A 14396-nucleotide genomic window follows, 5' to 3' on the forward strand; every position below is an offset into this window, starting at 1 on the left:
GGCACGGATTTACGCGTGCCCGGCGATGCCGCGCGGGCCGTAGTGCTCCTCCAGGCGGCGGCAGTCGTCGTCGCTCAGCTCCACCGCGACCGACGCGACCGCGTCGGCGAGGTGCTGCTCCTTGGTCGCACCGACGATCGGCGCCGTCACCCCGGGCTGCCGCAGCAGCCAGGCGAGCGCGATCTGCGCGGGAGAGACACCGTGTTCGGCGGCGACAGCCGCGACCGCCGCGACGATGTGCCGGTCGCCGTCCTGGTAGAGCGTCTTGCCGAACTCGTCGGTCTCGCTGCGGGCGCTCGTCGCGTCCCACGGCCGGGTCAGCCGGCCGCGCGCCAGCGGGCTCCACGGGATGACACCGACGCCCTGGTCCGCGCACAGCGGCAGCATCTCCCGCTCCTCCTCGCGGTAGAGCAGGTTGTAGTGGTCCTGCATGCTGGCGAAACGCGTCCAGCCGTGCCGCTCGGCGGTGTGCTGCATCTTGGCGAACTGCCAGGCGTACATCGAACTCGCCCCGATGTAGCGGGCCTTGCCCGCCTTCACCACGTCGTGCAGCGCCTCCATCGTCTCCTCGACCGGGGTGTGCGGGTCGAAGCGGTGGATCTGGTAGAGGTCGACGTGGTCGGTGCCGAGGCGGCGCAGGCTGTGGTCGATCTCGGCCATGATCGCCTTGCGGGACAGGCCGCCGCCGTTGGGGCCGGGCCGCATCCGGCCGTGCACCTTGGTGGCGAGCACGATCTCGTCGCGGGAGGCGAAGTCGCGCAGCGCCCGGCCGACGATCTCCTCGCTGGTGCCGTCGGAGTAGACGTTCGCGGTGTCGAAGAAGTTGATCCCCGCCTCGACGGCCTGCCGGATGAACGGCCGGCTCGCCTCCTCGTCGAGGGTCCAGCTGTGGTTGCCGCGGTCCGCGATCCCGTAGCTCATGCAGCCGAGGCAGATACGGGAGACGTCGAGTCCGGTCGTCCCGAGCTTCACATAGTCCATGGCCGAAAGCCTACGTTCCAGGCGGCGGGAGCCACCGCCGCGTCAGGCGGCGAGTGACGCGCGGGCCGCGGCGCCCGCCTGCCGGCCGTAGCCCGCGCCGAACAGCACGGTGTGCACCAGCAGCGGGAAGAGCTGGTGCAGCGGGACGCGCGCGCCGGCGCCGGGGGCGAGCGGGGCCGCCTCGGCGTAGGCGGCCAGGACCCGGTCCAGGTGGGGGCAGCCGAACAGCCGCAGCATCGCGAGGTCGGTCTCGCGGTGGCCGCCGTGCGCGGCCGGGTCGATCAGCCGCACCTCGCCGTCCGCGCCCCACAGCACGTTCCCGCTCCACAGGTCGCCGTGCAGCCGGGCGGGCGGTTCCGCGGGCCCGGCGAGCTCCGGCAGCCGCGCGCACACCCGCTCCACGGCGGCGGCGTCCGCGGCGCCGAGGTCTCCCGCGTCGACCGCCGTCCGCAGGTACGGCAGGACGCGCTGCCCGGCGTACCAGCCCGGCCAGTCGGAGCCGGGCACGTTCCGCATCGGGGCGGCGCCGATGTACGCCTGCTCCGGTCCGCCCGGCGGGGCGGCGCCGAACGCCGGGACGCCGGACGCGTGCAGGGCCGCGAGCGCGCGGCCGAAGCGCTCGGCCCCGGCGGGGGTCGCCGGGCCCTCCGCGACCCGGTCGGTCACCAGCCACTGCCCGTCGCACCCGCGCACCGCGGGGATCCGCACCGCGCGGGCCGCCGCGAGCCACTCCAGGCCCGCCGCCTCGGCGGCGACCGCGCCGGGGGCGGTCGTGTGCTTGGCCATCACGACGCGCCCGCCGTCGAGTTCGACCTCCGCGAGCGCGCCGGACACCCGGCGCTCGCCGGTGACCCGCAGCCCGGTGAGCCGCGCGACCGCGGCGGCCGCGCCGCCGCTCATCCGCCCAGGTGCTCGCGCACCCAGTCCAGCAGGCCGGCAGAGGCGTCCTCGATCATAGCCAGCACCGCGTCGAATCCGGCCGGACCGCCGTAGTACGGGTCCGGCACGTCGGTGCCGTCGGCGTCCGGGTCGAACGAGCGCAGCAGCCGTACGCGTGACGGGTCGTCGACGAGCGCGCGCAGCGCCTTCTCGTGCCCGCGGTCCATCGCGACCAGCAGATCCGCGCGCAGATGCCCGGCGCCGACCTGGGCAGCGACGTGCTCGACGGGGTAGCCGTGCCGGACGAGCGCCTCCCCCGCCCGCTCGTCGATGCTCTCGCCCTCGTGCCAGTCGCCGATCCCGGCGCTGCTGACCCGCACCTGACCCGCGAGTCCCGCCTCGCGCAGCTTCTCCCGGAACACCAGCTCGGCGGAGGGCGAGCGGCAGATGTTTCCCGTACAGACGAAGCAGATGTGCACGGGCCTCAGCCTACGTCGCCGGGCCCGGTCTCAGCCGGACGGGCGGCGGCCGACGGTCATGCCGGGGCGGCGGCGGTGGACGGTCAGGTACGTAAGCCCCGCGCCGCCCGCGGTGAGCGAGCGCCGGGCGCCGTGCGGCAGCCAGGCGAGGGACCCCTCGGCGAGCTGCTCGGGGGCCTCGCCGCCCGCGAGCTCCCCGGTGCCGCCGAGGACCAGCACGAGCACGTCGAGGTCGGACTCGACGTGCGGGGCGACCCGCGCGCCCGGGCCCAGCCGGACCACGTTGGCGTCGAGCTGCCGCCCCGGCTCGCTGAGCTTCCACAGCACGCCCGCGGCCTCGTCGGCGTCACCGGCCGCCGCCCGTGCCTCGCCCACCACCCGTACTCGCTCGGACTCCGCTTCGGACGGTGGCGCCATGTGTGCCTCCCTGGGCCCGCTGACAGTCCCCGAATTATTACATGTAGCATTCGTGAAAAAGCAGTACGGGGCCTTCCGCGGAACTCCGCCGCAGGCCCCGGCACGGCGGGCGGTACGGCTCGGGGCCGCACCCGGCGCGTAACGCGTGGTGGCCCGGGGCCTAGGGACGGAGGTCGCGGTGGCGGAACCGCAGGAGCGCTCGCGGGGCGTACGGCGGCGGGCCGTGCTGGACGCGGTGCGTGCCGCGGGCGAGCCGCAAGGGGTCGCCGAGCTGGCCGGTGAACTCGGCGTGCACGCCAACACCGTCCGCTTCCACCTGGACGCGCTGGTCGCCGAAGGCGCCGTCAGCCGCCGCACGCAGCGGCCCGCCGGGCGGGGTCGGCCGCGCACCGTCTACACCGGCGCCCCCGGCATGGACCGCGGCGGCGCCCGCGGCTACCGGCTGCTCGCGCAGGTGCTGGTCGGCGGGCTCGCCGCGAAGGACGGGCGGGGGCGCGGAGACGCGGAGGAAGCGGGGCGCGCGTGGGGCGGCTTCCTCGTCGATCCGGCGCAGCCCCCGGCCGCCACCGCCGACACCGCCGCCGAGCGGCTCACCGAACTGCTGGCCGACCTCGGGTTCGAGCCCGCCGTCGAGCCGGGCGCGATCCGGCTGCGGCACTGCCCCTTCCTCGAACTCGCCGAGGAGCACGGCGAGGTGGTCTGCTCGGTCCACCTCGGCCTGATGCGCGGAGCGCTCGCCGCGATGGGCGCCCCGGTGACCGCCGGGCGCCTCGAACCCTTCGCCGCGCCCGACTCCTGTCTCGCCCGTCTGGCCCCCGCGGGGCCCCGCCCGGAAGGAGCGCTCCGGTGACCTCCGGCTCTGCCGCAACGGCAAGCGCGTTCGTCTTCGTCTGGCTCGGGATGGTGCTGGCCGTCTCGTTCCTGGAGGCCCCGCTGAAATTCCGCGCCCCGGGCGTGACGATCCCGATCGGGCTGGGCATCGGCCGCCTCGTCTTCCGCGCGCTCAACACCGTCGAGGCGGTGCTCGCGGCTGCGGTGCTCACCGCGCTGGCCGCGGGCGGTGCCCCCGCCGCCCCCACCGCACTGGCGGCGACGGTCGCCGTCCTGCTCACCGTCCAGGTGGGCGTGGTCCGCCGCCGCCTCACCCGCCGCTCCGACCGCGTACTGGCCGGCGAGACCCTCCCGCGCTCCCGCGGCCATCTCGCCTACGTGGCCTTCGAGATCGCGAAGGTGGCCCTCCTCGTCGCCCTGGGCGTGGCAGCGGCCACGTCCTGAACCGGCCGCCGGGCGGCCGGTGGTCCGCCCGGTCCGGGGCCCCGACGGCGGCGCCGGAGAGCGTGGCCCGCGACGAGGCCTCGGCGGCGGGTCCCGGCGGGGCTCACCCGGTGCGGGTGGGCAGGCCGGCCTCCTGCGCGGCCGTCCGCAGGACGTCGCGGATCATCGCGGGGGTCACCGTACGGGTCGAGATGTTCCGCCGGCTCGGGTGGTAGCAGCCGATGAGCACCAGCTCGGCGCCGCCGTCCGACGCGCGCAGCCGGACCCGGGCGGCGTGGCCGAAGGCGGGACGGGGGCGGGGCAGCAGCCAGCCGGCGTCGGCGAGGACGGGCAGCAGGGCCTGCCAGCCGAAGCCGCCGAGCACGACGGCGGCGCGCAGGGTCGGCCGCAGCATCCTCATCTCGTGGGCCAGCCAGGGGCGGCAGGTGTCGCGCTCGACGGTGGTGGGTTTGTTGTCCGGCGGCGCGCAGTGCACGGGCGCGGTGATGCGCACGCCGCGCAGGGCGAGTCCGTCGCCGGTTGCGACGGCGGTGGGCTGCGACGCGAGGCCCACCGTGTGCAGGGCCGCGTAGAGGACGTCACCGGACGGGTCGCCGGTGAACATCCGCCCGGTGCGGTTGCCGCCGTGCGCGGCGGGAGCGAGGCCGACGACCGCGAGGGCCGCGTCCGGCGGGCCGAAGCCGGGAACGGGCCTGGCCCAGTACGTCCAGCCGAGGTACGCGCGGCGCTTGACCCGCCCGACCTCCTCGCGCCACGCCACCAGCCGGGGGCAGGCCCGGCAGCCGCTGAGCCGTGCGTCGAGCGCGGCGACGTCGGCGGCGGAGGCGGCCGCCGCGGCGGGGAATCCGGGGTCGTCGGGGCCAGGACCGGGGCCTTCGGCGCCGTCGTCCCGCGGTGCGCTCGGCGCCATGCCCTGGTCCGCCTCTCGGTGGGTGACCGCGCGCGCCCGGGCCGCGCCGGTAAAATGAACATGCCGCCCGACAGCGGCGCCCGTGCCCCGTGAGGGGCTCCGCGCCGGCGAGAGGTGTCGCCCATGACCGAGCCGATCGGCTACCGCCGAGTCTACGAGGAGAACGCGCCCGGGGACGGCCACCGGGTGCTCGTCGACCGCGTCTGGCCGCGCGGCATGCGCAAGGACGACGCGCGCTTCGACGAGTGGCTGCGCGACGCCGCCCCCTCGTCCGAGCTGCGCCAATGGTACGGGCACGACCCCGATCGCTTCCCCGAGTTCCGCCGCCGCTACCGCGCGGAGCTGCGGGACGCGGGGCACCAGGAGGCGGTGGCCCATCTGCGGGATCTCGCCGGGCACGAGCGGCTGACCCTTGTGACGGCCACGAAGGACCTGGCGCACAGTCAGGCCGCGGTCCTCGCGGAATGGCTCACCGCCAAGGCCTCCTGACCTCCCCCGCCGCGGCTACCACGCGTAGATGCGGGCCATGATGTCGTGGCGGGAGGCGCCCTGGGGGCCGGGGTGGGAGATGACGACGGGGAGGCCGTCCGGGTCGCGGCCCTCGATCATCCGGACGCCGTCCTCGCTGTCGCGCGACGACACGTGCGCGGCGCGCTGCTTGAGGATGCGCTCGCAGCGGTCGAGGTCCTGCGGGCCGTCCGCCGTCCAGATCACGTACTGGACGCCGATCGCCCCGAGCGGGTGCTCGCCTCCCCCGCCCATGACGCGCAGGTAGAGCTGTGCGTCCCCCGCTCCGACGAGCAGCGCCGCGGTCGCGGTGCGAACGGATTCGGTCATCAGGAGGAGTTCCCGGTAGAAGTCCACCGACTGGTCGAGGTCGCGGACGAACACGACCACGGAGGCCAGCCGGGGGCCACGGTCGGCCGACGCATCCGATGCCATGCGGACCCTTTCGTGCGCGTTCGCCGGGAATGCTCCTGCTCACGCTACAGGCGCCCCGTTCGGATCGCCCGGCATGCGCGGGGCGGGCGGTCCGGCGCCCGGACCGGCAGGCGCCGGCGCATGCCGGGGCGCCGTCAGGAGTGTCCTGGTGTCGGGCGGGGTGACGGGGCGCTACCGTCGGGGGTGTAGCGGAAGCGCGGTCACCGGGCCGCCGCCCGGGTGACGGGCGGGGACGGGGACGGCGTCGACGGCCGAGCCGGGAGTGCCCGCATGACCACACCGCAGGACGTGCTGATCACGAGCCTGGACGTGCCGTCCAGCCGGCCCGTGGAGTCCGGCGATCTCTCCCTCGTGCTCGCCGGGGCGGAGCTGATCGACCTGCTCGGCGACGGCTCCGTCACGCTGGACGGCGAGCTGATCGTGCCCGGCCTGGCCCGTACGCCTGCCGACCGGCTGCTGGTCGACGCGGCGAGCGCGCTGGTGCGGCGGCCGCCGTACGAATCGGCGCAGGACTGGCTGTGGCGCCGCGGTGAGGGTTTGGCTGCGGTCTATCTGGCCGTCATGGAGGAGGCCGGGCAGCTCACCCGCAGGCACCGCCGGATACTGCCGGGCCGCCCCGGGCCCGCGACGGCCACCGACACCCCGGCGCGCCGCCGGGCTGCCGAGCGCTGGCGCTCCGGCGACCCGGTGCTGACGGTCCTGGCGGGCGCCCTCGGTATCCACCCGGGGCCGGCCGCCGAGCCGCCCGCGATCAGCAGCGACTCCGTGGAGGCCGTCCTCGCGACGGTCGGCGACGCGGTCGTGGAGCTGGACGCGGTGCGCCAGCGCCGCAGGATCGAGCAGGCGGCTTTCGACAACATCTGGCGCGGCGGCTGACCGGCCCCGGGCGGCCGCGCCCGCTGCGGGGAGCCGCTCAGCCCTCCCCCGCCGGGCTCTCCGCCAGCGCGGCCTCCAGCACTTTGCGGGCCGCCTTGTCGAAGGCGACCAGCAGGACGCGTTCCACCGCGGTGGGGCAGGACCGCAGTGTGGTCACGGCGATACGGGCCGCCTTGTCCGCCGGGTAGCCGAAGATCCCGGTGGAAACGGCGGGGAAGGCGACCGTGCGCGCCCCCACCGCGTCGGCCTCGGCCAGGCACGCGCGGTAGCAGGAGGCCAGCGTCGCGGCCTCGCCGCGCACACCGCCGTGCCATGCGGGCCCGACGGTGTGGATGACGTGCCGTACCGGCGGATCGAGGTCGAAGGCGGGTGTCGTGCGCGCCTCGCCCCGCGGGCACGGCGCCAGGGCCCGGCCCGCGGCGTAGTGGATCGCGCCGTCCACCCCGCCACCGCCCCCGAGCGACTCGTTCGCCGCGTTGACGATGGCGTCCACCGGCAGCTGCGTGATGTCGCCCTGTACCACTTCGATCTCGACCATGTCCCGATCCTCGCACCCGCACCGGGCCACGGTCCCCTGATATCCGTCAGGGCACCGGGGCCGGGCGTCGGGCAGCAGGCGTCGGGACCGGCGTTCCGAGGGTCCCCGGGGGGGATCAGGCCTCGGCGCGCACCAGGAGGACGGACACGGGCGCGGACTTCGCCACGCCGCGGCTCACGCTGTTGTGGAGCAGCGCGGAGATGCCGCTGTAGTGGCCGGGGCCGACCGCTATGAGGTCGCTGCCGAGCGCGGACGCGCGCTCGACCAGGATGGCCGCCAGGTCCTCGCTCAGGCCCTCGTCGACCTCGCCGTCCGCGGTGACGCCGTCCGCCCGCAGCCGGGCGAGCGCGTCCTCGACGACCTGGCGCCCCTCGGCGGGCTCCTCCGAGGTGTAGACGCTGCCGGACATCCCGTCGGTCACCACGTGGGAGGGCCGGACGTGGATGACGTGGACCGCGGCACCGGTGAGCTTGGCCAGCGACGCGACGGTGTCCAGTACCCCGGTGCCGTGCGGGGTACCGTCGACGGCGGCGAGGATGTTCTTGTACATTTATCAACTTCCTTGTCCGAAAGGGCCCCAGGGGTTCGTGGCCCGCCCTCATGGGTCAGCCTCCGGACACGGGCGTGCATTCCCCCCTGCGACGTGACGACGGCCACGTCACCGCATCAGTTCGACCGCCATTCCCAGCACACCCGCGGCGAAGACGGCGACGACGAGCAAGATCCAGACGACCGGCCCGGCCGCCCAGCCGCGGCTCAACGCCACGCGCTCGGGCGCGTCGAGGGACGAGACGCCGGACTCGGCGGGCGCGGAGTGCCCGGCGGCCGGGACCGAGTCCCCGGGCACGCCCAGGCCCTCGTCGGGCAGGTGCGGGTTCACGGGCTGTGGTGCGCGGGTGACCGCCATGGTGGCCTCCGTGGTGGTGGTTCCTGGCTCCGCACCTCGGCTACCCGCTGCCGCACGGGTGAACCCCACCGGGCGCAAAGGGGATCTTCCACGTCAAGCGCGGCCCGTTGCGCGGAAGTCCTGGCTGCGCGTCAGCTGGCTCCGTATTCTCCGGAGGTCATCGGCAGCCGCGATCCGGCTGCCGTCCCCTCTCCGTTGCGGAGTGTGCATGACCCGACACGAGCACGAGGTAGAACGCCGGACGCTGTTCAGAGTCGGCCTGGGCACCGCGGTCGCCGCGGTCGTCGGCACGGAACTCGCGCTTCCCGGCGCCGCGCAGGCGGCGCCGTCCGGCGAGTTCCCCTGGATCATCGACTGCGACAGCTGGGGCGCGCGGCCGCCGTCCAGCCCGATCCAGATCACCGGCAACACCACCAACAAGATCATCCTCCACCACATGGCGTTCCCCAACGTCACCGACTACTCACGCGACCACGCGCTCCAGCTGGCCCGGGACTGCCAGGACCTGCACATGGACACCAACGGCTGGGCGGACACCGGCCAGCACTTCACGGTGAGCCGCGGCGGGTACGTCCTGGAGGGGCGGCACCGCAGCCTGGAGACCCTGGACGCCGGTGAGCACCAGGTCACCGCGGCGCACTGCCCCGGTGAGAACGGCAACGCGATCGGCATCGAGAACGAGGGCACGTACATCACCGAGACGCCGCCCGAGGCGCTGCTGGACTCCCTCGTGCAGCTGTGCACCGCGGTGTGCCGCCAGTTCCGGCTGAACGCGTGGGACATCTTCGGCCACTGGGACTTCCGGGAGACCGACTGCCCCGGCATCGCCTTCTACGCGCAGTTCCCGATGATCCGCACCCGGGTGCTGCACGAGCTGGGCGTCCCGGCGTCGGCGGCGCCCGCGCGGCGCTGGCCGGACATCTGGCGCTTCGTGGACAGCCCCGTCGTGCAGGTCGGCCAGTACCTGCTGGACGCGGCGGGCTACTCCCTGACCGCCGACGGCGTCTTCGGCTACGACATGAACGACGCGCTCGCCGACTTCCAGACCACCCACGGCATCCCGGTCACCCCCGACGCCACCTTCGACACCGCCACGTGGGAGGCGCTGGCCCCGCCGCTGGACAAGCACGCGACCGGCCTGCCGGTCACGGCCCTGCAGTTCATGCTCGCCCGCAAGGGCTACGCGGACGTGACCGCGAGCGGCGCGTACGACCACGCCACCATGAAGGCCGTGCAGTCCATGCAGCGCCTGCACGGGCTGCGCCCGAACGGCAAGGTCGACCTGAGCACCTGGTGCGCGGTGGTCGGCGGCACCGTGCGCGAGGCGCTGTGCGGCTGAGCCGGTAGCGGACCCCGGCCCGGGGGCGGGCGCCGTACGGTCACCCCGTGCGGCGCCCCGCCCGCGCCCGCCGGGCGTACCCTCGCGTTCACCTCGGGATCGGCCGGCGGCCGCGGGGCCCTGCGACACTGCGGGGCATGCCCACCTTCACCGCGCCGGACGGCACCCGTCTCGCCCACCGCATGACCGGCGGCGGCGCACCGCTGGTCTGCCCGCCGGGCGGGCCCGCCGGCTGCGGCCCCCTCGGCGACCTGAACGGCCTGGCGGCGTACCGGCGGCTGGTCCTCGCCGACCCGCGCGGCACCGGCGGCTCCGAACGGCCCGCGGACGCGTCGTCGTACCGCTGCGACCGCCAGGTGGCGGACGTGGAGGCGCTGCGCGCGCATCTGCGGCTGGAGCGCTTCGACCTGCTGGCGCACGCCGGCGGGGCGGACGTCGCCGTGCAGTACGCGGCCCGGCACCCGGTGCGGGTGCGGCGGCTGGTGCTGGTCGCCCCGAGCACTATCCGTGGTTCGACGGCGCCGAGGCCTTCGTGAAGGCGGCCGACGCCTTCTTGTCCTGAGCCTGTCCTGAGCCGCGCGACACGGCGCGGGCCGGCCGGGGGCGTTCCCCGGCCGGCCCGCGCCGCCGTCCTTCCCGTGGCGGCTAGCCGCAGGTCAGTGTGGGCGCTCCCCAGTCGCCGTGGTCGTTGCCGTTGCCGTCGCCCGCGTCGCCGACCTTGAGGTCGAGGACCTGGGCGCCGGTGATGTCGACGTCGAGCGGCACGGCCGCCTGCTTGCCGCGGATCGTCCCGGTGGTGGTGAGCACCTTGCCGTCGGCGATCACGGAGAAGGTGACGGTGCCGCCACCGCCCGTCTCGTCGTCGACGCCCACCTGCGCGGTCAGCCGGGTGCAGGTGCCGGCGAGGTAGAGCTGCACGTCGCTGACGGAGTTGGTGCCGAGCCCCTTGGCGTAGGTCGTGCCGGCGACGGTGAGGGGCTTGCCGTCGCCCGCCGCCTGCTCGCCGACGCTGGTGTCGCGTTCGACGGGGCCCCAGCCGTTGCTCGACGACAGGAACGGCAGGTCGCTCACGGCGTTCTGCCCGGCCGGCGGCAGCGGCGGGATGGCCTTGACGATGCGCTCGTCCCCGGCCGTGGCGGGTCTGCCGCGCTGCACGTACCGCGCGGTCGTGCTCAGCGCGGAGGCGTCCGGCAGGGTTCCGGCGGGCGGGGTGACCGTCCAGCGGATCGCGGCGGACCTGCCGGGCAGCACCCGCGCGACGGACGCGGGCTGCGGGGCGCTCGCCGTCCACCCGGCGGGCAGCTTCAGCGCGGCCGACACCGAACTGGCCGGCGGCTGGTTCGCCGGTACGGCCACGGTGGCCGTCGCCGTGAACGCCTTGCCCGCCTGGACCGTGCCGGGCACGTCCAGCGTGACGTCGGTGCCGGGCGCGGCCGGCATCGCGTAGACGGCGTGGCTGTAGCGCGGCGCGGGGTTCTGCGCGACCTTCAGCGGCGAGGTGTAGCTGCCGTAGTTCGTCAGGGCCACCGTGCCGAGGCCGCCGGTGCTGCCGTCGAGGTTCCACACCGCGAGGGCGATGCTGTTGTTCCCGTCGGGATTCAGGATGCCGTTGGGGATCGGGAAGGAGTGCTGCGGGCCGAGGTAGTTGACGTAGTTGCCGACCTGCCAGCCGTTCACGAAGATCGTTACCCGGTACTGCCGCTTCGGGTCGTCGGTGAACGTCAGACCGACCGAGGTGTCCTGGCCGTGCGGCAGGTCGAGGGCGACGTCCGTGCGGTACCAGGAGACGCCCGCGCGGGTGTCGGTGGCGGGCAGCGAGACGTTGCTCCAGGACCCGTCCGGGTAGCCGGGCAGCGACCAGCCCGCCCGCTCGCCGTACAGGCCGCCGTTGTTGAGCGGTCCGCGGGCGGTGTCGAGCAGGTCCTCGCCGCCGCGGACGCCCTGGACGCGCCAGGTGACCGGGGTGAGCGGGGCGCCCAGCAGCGCGGCACTCGTCAGGCCGCGGGCGGTCTTGTTGCCGTTGGAGGAGTTGTAGTCCTCCTCGTGGCCCATGTTGACGGTCAGGACCGACAGGACGTTGTCGGCGCCGTCCGCGGAGGACTTGAGCGCGCCCGCCGGGAAGGTGAAGTCGGCGCTGCCGGTGGTGGAGCTGCCGAGGAAGGTGCCGTTGAGCCAGGCGGAGAAGGCCTGCGCCTTGCCGCCGGAGTCGGACACCAGGTGGATGCCGGTCTCGGAACCGGAGGTGCGGAAGCGGCCGCGGTACCAGGTGTTGCCGGTGTGGAAGCCGTAGTCGTCGGCGTACAGCACGGGCAGCGAGTTGACGCCGGAGGAGCTGTTGGTGGTGGTCTTGTCGGCCACCTGCCAGCCGGAGTCGTCGAAGCCGGGCGCGGCCTCGGGGGATTCCTCGGTGTGCTTCCAGTGCGTCAGCGCGGGCAGCCGCACCGCCTGGGCGGTGGGGATCTGTCCGGTGCGGCTGCCGGTCGTGCTGGAGCCGGTGTGCACGGCCTTGCCGTTCCAGGTGACCTGGCGGGCCGAGCTGAAGACCTCGATGTCCTTGACGTCGGCGTTGTCGCCGGTGAGGGCGAGGGTCGCGCCGCCGTCCCGGCTGGTCGCGGTGCGCAGCAGGTGGCTGCCGCGCACCAGCACCGGGCCGGACGCGGTGTCCTGCCGCCAGAACGTCTCGGCGGTGGGCTTGTCGCCGACCATCAGCAGCGCCGGGCGGGAGCCGCCGCCGCTGATCGCGATGCGGATCAGGCCGTTGTGCGTGTAGTTGAGCCGCAGGTCGCCGGTGGCCGGGTCCCAGGTGGTGGTGACGTCGCCGCCGCTGCTGGTCACGGTCGGCTTCGAGGTGTAGCGCAGCACGGTCTCGCCGTCGCTGCCCTTGTCGCCGTAGAGCACCGAGACGTCCCGGTCACCGATCGCGGCGGTGGTCATGATCTCGGAGGTGGAATATTGCAGCTGGGTGCCGCCGAGCTTGTAGTTCGCGACGACGATGTGCGAGTCGCGGCCGTCGAGGGTGATCGCGGTGCCGGGCTGCTGCGGGACGACGGGGTAGGTCGCCTCGGTGGCGCCGCCCTTCGGCACGTCGATCGCGTCGATGGAGACGAAGTTGTCGGTGGAGCCCGACGCGTGGCTGCCGGTGACGACGATCTTCAGGGTGTGCGGGCCGTCGGACAGGCCGCTCTTCTGGAAGACGACCGCCTGGTCCTCGCTGCCGGAGTCGTCGACGGTGGCTTCCTTGGTGCCGTCGACGTAGACGTCGGCGTAGCCGTGGTTGTTCGTCTTCGGGCCGATCCAGCGCACCGCGGTGCCGTCGAAGGGGACGGTGACAAAGTCGCCCGCGGTGTTGGAGAAGGACTCGGTCTTCTGGTAGTCGCCGCCGGTGTAGCTCTGGTTCGCCACGTGCGACCAGGTGCCGGTGTAGTCGAGCGCGGCGTCGGTGTCGTCGTGGGTGTACGTGGTGTCGGCGGACGGCTGGGCGTTGAAGTCCAGCGCGATGTGGGTGGTGTCGGTCGTGGTCGCGGTGGAGTCGCCGTGCCGCAGGACGTGGAACTGCGTCCCGGAGTCCGGGTTCATCCGCGCGGTGTCGACGACCTTGGCGTTGTCCGGCGGGGTCGACCTGATCTCGTCGGTCTTGGTGAGCGGGGCCACCGACTGGGTGAAGTAGCCGATGAGCTTGTCCTCGTCGAACTTCGGGTCCAGCTCGCGGGTCTCCCGGATCGCGGCGCCGTAGTCGTACGAGGTGTAGTTCTGCGGTTCGCCCAGCCAGCCCCAGTTGGTGCCGCCGTAGGTCATGTAGAAGCTCTGGGCGGTCGCGCCCACCGCGATGTTCTGTTTGTAGAAGACGTTCGCGAACTGGTCGTTGATCAGCTCGGCGCACTTGTCGTAGCCCGGACCGCCCCACGGGTCGAAGGCGCCGCCCTGGAACTCCGGGGTGTAGAGCGGCTTTCCGGCCGGGTGGTCGTAGCTGAGGTTCGGGACGCCGTTCCACTTCGACGGGTTGGAGCAGTTGAACCCTTGCGGGTAGGAGTCGGGTCCGTCGACGTCCAGGGCGCCGTCACCGGAGTTGAAGGTGCCGTTGTTGTTGCCGGTGAGCGGCACGGTGATGCCGTCGGCGCGGGCCTTGTCCTCCAGGTGCTGCATGTACGCGCGAGCGCTCGCCGAGCCGTTGTAGAACTCGTTCTCCACCTGGTAGGCGATGACCGTGCCGGTGCCGTTGGTGAGCTGGTGGCGGGCGATGATGCGGTCGATCTGGGTGAGCCACTCGTCGGAGTACTTCAGGAACGCCGGGTCGTCGGTGCGGTTCTGCTCCTTCTTGGTGGTGAGCCACCCGGGCAGTCCGCCGCTGTCGACCTCGGCGTTGATGTACGGGGCGGGGCGGGCGATGACGTACAGGCCCGCCTGCTGCGCCATGTCCAGCAGCTTGTCCACGTCGCGCACGCCGGTGAAGTCGTACACGCCGGGCGCGGGCGAGTGGTAGTCCCAGTCGAAGTAGAGGGAGGTGGAGTTGAAGCCGGCCGCCTTCATCTTCTGGAAGATGTCCAGCCACAGGTCGGGGCTCGGCAGCCGGAAGTAGTGGAACTCGCCGGACCACAGGTAGGTGCGGTCGCCGTCGACCATGAACGAGTAGCCGTCGAAGGTCACCTTGTGCGCCGTGCCCGTGGGCTTGGCCTGCGCGGTGGCCGGCTGCGCCTGCGATGCGGCGACGGCGGGCAGCGCGGGCACCGCCGTCAGGGTGAGCGCCACGGCCGCCGCGGCCGCCGCCCACCACTTTCTGTGCCGGCCGGCTCTGCCGACCGCCGAACCGTCGGGGTTACGTCGCACTGCGCCCTCCTGGCGTGCCAAGGATGTCA

The 14396-nt window shown here is 73.9% G+C and carries 16 protein-coding genes; 6 read left to right on the forward strand and 10 right to left on the reverse strand.

Annotated elements, in window-relative coordinates; genetic code table 11:
• Positions 1-9 precede the first annotated feature (9 nt).
• Genes ACH4PY_RS31545 through ACH4PY_RS31560 form a run of 4 tightly spaced genes read right to left on the reverse strand, consistent with a single transcriptional unit; the run spans position 10 to position 2756 of the window.
• Positions 10-981 (reverse strand): aldo/keto reductase, encoded by a 972-nt coding sequence (locus tag ACH4PY_RS31545; RefSeq protein ID WP_398190775.1) that lies wholly within the window; start codon positions 979-981, stop codon positions 10-12.
• Positions 982-1023: 42 nt separating this feature from the next.
• Positions 1024-1881: a fructosamine kinase family protein gene (locus ACH4PY_RS31550; RefSeq protein ID WP_398190778.1), complete on the reverse strand. Its 858-nt coding sequence runs from the start codon at positions 1879-1881 to the stop codon at positions 1024-1026.
• Entirely contained in the window at positions 1878-2339 is a 462-nt protein-coding gene (locus ACH4PY_RS31555) for a low molecular weight protein-tyrosine-phosphatase (RefSeq protein WP_398190781.1), read from the reverse strand. Before ACH4PY_RS31555 ends, ACH4PY_RS31550 begins: the two co-directional genes overlap by 4 nt.
• A 30-nt stretch (positions 2340-2369) precedes the next feature.
• Positions 2370-2756, reverse strand: coding sequence for a cupin domain-containing protein (locus tag ACH4PY_RS31560; protein ID WP_398190784.1), 387 nt, complete (start codon positions 2754-2756; stop codon positions 2370-2372).
• Positions 2757-2934: 178 nt separating this feature from the next.
• Between ACH4PY_RS31560 and ACH4PY_RS31565 the strand changes: the two genes are divergently transcribed.
• A complete protein-coding gene (locus ACH4PY_RS31565; protein ID WP_398190787.1) occupies positions 2935-3606 on the forward strand; it encodes a helix-turn-helix transcriptional regulator in 672 nt (223 codons plus the stop codon).
• Positions 3603-4031 carry a hypothetical protein gene (locus ACH4PY_RS31570; protein ID WP_398190790.1) on the forward strand — a complete coding sequence of 143 codons (429 nt, stop codon included), beginning with the start codon at positions 3603-3605 and terminating at the stop codon, positions 4029-4031. Before ACH4PY_RS31565 ends, ACH4PY_RS31570 begins: the two co-directional genes overlap by 4 nt.
• Positions 4032-4134: 103 nt before the next feature.
• On the opposite strand, the gene ACH4PY_RS31575 is transcribed toward ACH4PY_RS31570, so the two are convergent.
• Positions 4135-4941, reverse strand: a complete 807-nt coding sequence (locus ACH4PY_RS31575) for a uracil-DNA glycosylase (protein WP_398190793.1) — start codon at positions 4939-4941, stop codon at positions 4135-4137.
• A gap of 123 nt (positions 4942-5064) precedes the next feature.
• On the opposite strand from ACH4PY_RS31575, the gene ACH4PY_RS31580 reads away from it, so the two are divergent.
• The gene (locus ACH4PY_RS31580; protein ID WP_398190795.1) at positions 5065-5430 is read left to right on the forward strand and encodes a DUF488 domain-containing protein; all 366 of its coding nucleotides are present in this window, start codon (positions 5065-5067) and stop codon (positions 5428-5430) included.
• Between the two features lie 15 nt (positions 5431-5445).
• Here the strand turns inward: ACH4PY_RS31580 and ACH4PY_RS31585 are convergent, their stop codons facing one another.
• On the reverse strand, positions 5446-5883 hold the full coding sequence (locus ACH4PY_RS31585) for a VOC family protein (protein ID WP_398190798.1): 438 nt from the start codon (positions 5881-5883) through the stop codon (positions 5446-5448).
• A 270-nt stretch (positions 5884-6153) separates the two neighbouring features.
• On the opposite strand from ACH4PY_RS31585, the gene ACH4PY_RS31590 reads away from it, so the two are divergent.
• Positions 6154-6759, forward strand: a complete 606-nt coding sequence (locus ACH4PY_RS31590; RefSeq protein WP_398190801.1) for a GPP34 family phosphoprotein — start codon at positions 6154-6156, stop codon at positions 6757-6759.
• A 37-nt stretch (positions 6760-6796) separates the two neighbouring features.
• On the opposite strand, the gene ACH4PY_RS31595 is transcribed toward ACH4PY_RS31590, so the two are convergent.
• From ACH4PY_RS31595 to ACH4PY_RS31605, 3 genes are all read right to left on the reverse strand, one after another.
• Positions 6797-7297 (reverse strand): macro domain-containing protein, encoded by a 501-nt coding sequence (locus ACH4PY_RS31595; protein ID WP_398190803.1) that lies wholly within the window; start codon positions 7295-7297, stop codon positions 6797-6799.
• Between the two features lie 115 nt (positions 7298-7412).
• Entirely contained in the window at positions 7413-7847 is a 435-nt protein-coding gene (locus ACH4PY_RS31600; protein WP_398190806.1) for a universal stress protein, read from the reverse strand.
• Positions 7848-7955: 108 nt separating this feature from the next.
• Positions 7956-8204 carry a DUF6480 family protein gene (locus tag ACH4PY_RS31605; protein WP_398190808.1) on the reverse strand — a complete coding sequence of 83 codons (249 nt, stop codon included), beginning with the start codon at positions 8202-8204 and terminating at the stop codon, positions 7956-7958.
• A 208-nt stretch (positions 8205-8412) separates the two neighbouring features.
• Here ACH4PY_RS31605 and ACH4PY_RS31610 point away from each other — a divergent pair, with 208 nt between their 5' ends.
• Both ACH4PY_RS31610 and ACH4PY_RS31615 read left to right on the forward strand, forming a co-directional pair.
• On the forward strand, positions 8413-9543 hold the full coding sequence (locus ACH4PY_RS31610; protein ID WP_398190811.1) for an N-acetylmuramoyl-L-alanine amidase: 1131 nt from the start codon (positions 8413-8415) through the stop codon (positions 9541-9543).
• 137 nt (positions 9544-9680) lie between these two features.
• The gene (locus tag ACH4PY_RS31615; RefSeq protein WP_398190814.1) at positions 9681-10079 is read left to right on the forward strand and encodes an alpha/beta fold hydrolase; all 399 of its coding nucleotides are present in this window, start codon (positions 9681-9683) and stop codon (positions 10077-10079) included.
• Between the two features lie 109 nt (positions 10080-10188).
• Here the strand turns inward: ACH4PY_RS31615 and ACH4PY_RS31620 are convergent, their stop codons facing one another.
• Positions 10189-14367 (reverse strand): beta-galactosidase, encoded by a 4179-nt coding sequence (locus tag ACH4PY_RS31620; protein ID WP_398190817.1) that lies wholly within the window; start codon positions 14365-14367, stop codon positions 10189-10191.
• Positions 14368-14396: the final 29 nt, after the last annotated feature.

Source organism: Streptomyces sp. NPDC021224, from assembly GCF_044332905.1.
Lineage (GTDB): Bacteria > Actinomycetota > Actinomycetes > Streptomycetales > Streptomycetaceae > Actinacidiphila.